Annotated in this window: 2 tRNA genes and 2 rRNA genes; all 4 read left to right on the top strand. The window is 48.1% G+C overall.

The features are described 5' to 3' along the window. Nucleotides 1–95, top strand: a 16S ribosomal RNA gene (locus KO539_RS29800); the annotation flags it as partial. Nucleotides 96–193: 98 nt separating this feature from the next. Next, nucleotides 194–270, top strand: a tRNA-Ile gene (locus tag KO539_RS29795). Between the two features lie 19 nt (nt 271–289). Further along, nucleotides 290–365, top strand: a tRNA-Ala gene (locus KO539_RS29790). A 262-nt stretch (nt 366–627) separates the two neighbouring features. Then, nucleotides 628–1,089, top strand: a 23S ribosomal RNA gene (locus tag KO539_RS29785); the annotation flags it as partial.

The raw sequence follows: 1,089 nt of genomic DNA, 5'->3' as shown, positions 1-1,089 counted from the left end.
CCGCAAGGAGGGCGCTTACCACGGTAGGATTCGTGACTGGGGTGAAGTCGTAACAAGGTAGCCGTATCGGAAGGTGCGGCTGGATCACCTCCTTTCTAGAGTTTGCACGAACCAGTAATGGTTCACGCATCAAATGTTCACACTTATCGGCTGTTTAATTAAGAAGAAACAGTAGTCGTAGTAGTTCCGCGTTGGGGCTGTAGCTCAGCTGGTTAGAGCACCGTGTTGATAACGCGGGGGTCGTTGGTTCGAGTCCAACCAGCCCTACCAGCTAATTAGTAATATCTCAGGGGGATTAGCTCAGCTGGGAGAGCACCTGCTTTGCAAGCAGGGGGTCGTCGGTTCGATCCCGTCATCCTCCACCAAAGTTTTACTCGAAAGTGCAAACGTAAGCCGGTCAATAAGACTTGGGTTTAGGTTTGATCTTTTAGCGATCAAAGCTGTTTCGTTCTTTAACAATCTGGAAGAAGTAAAGATTATTTATTGATCAAGTCTATGCGTGCAGCAATGCATGAGGCGACTTGATGGGTAATGATTGTATGTATCAACAAACAAGCAACAACGTTGTACTTTCTTATCCCTGTAGCGCTCTTTGATTATTTAGGTAATCAGAGGCTAACGTTATAGGGACAAGCGAATAAGTGCACATGGTGGATGCCTTGGCGATTACAGGCGATGAAGGACGTAGTAGCTTGCGATAAGCTGCGGGGAGTGAGCAAACACACTTTGATCCGCAGATTTCCGAATGGGGCAACCCACCCTTTTAGGGTATTGCATACTGAATACATAGGTATGCAAGGCGAACGCGGCGAACTGAAACATCTAAGTAGCTGCAGGAAAAGAAATCAACCGAGATTCCCAAAGTAGCGGCGAGCGAAATGGGAAGAGCCTGTACGTGATAGTCGGACCGATAACAGAATCCTCTGGAAATAGGAGCCATAGTGGGTGATAGCCCCGTATGTGAAATCGGACCGGTGATACTAAGCGTACGACAAGTAGGGCGGGACACGTGACATCCTGTCTGAATATGGGGGGACCATCCTCCAAGGCTAAATACTCGTAATCGACCGATAGTGAACCAGTACCGTG

The sequence above is a fragment of the Janthinobacterium sp. NKUCC06_STL genome, from assembly GCF_019345455.1.
In the GTDB taxonomy this organism is placed as follows: domain Bacteria; phylum Pseudomonadota; class Gammaproteobacteria; order Burkholderiales; family Burkholderiaceae_D; genus Janthinobacterium; species Janthinobacterium rivuli.
The sequence above is the reverse complement of the archived record's forward strand: the minus strand, read 5'-3'. Positions and strand labels throughout refer to the sequence as shown.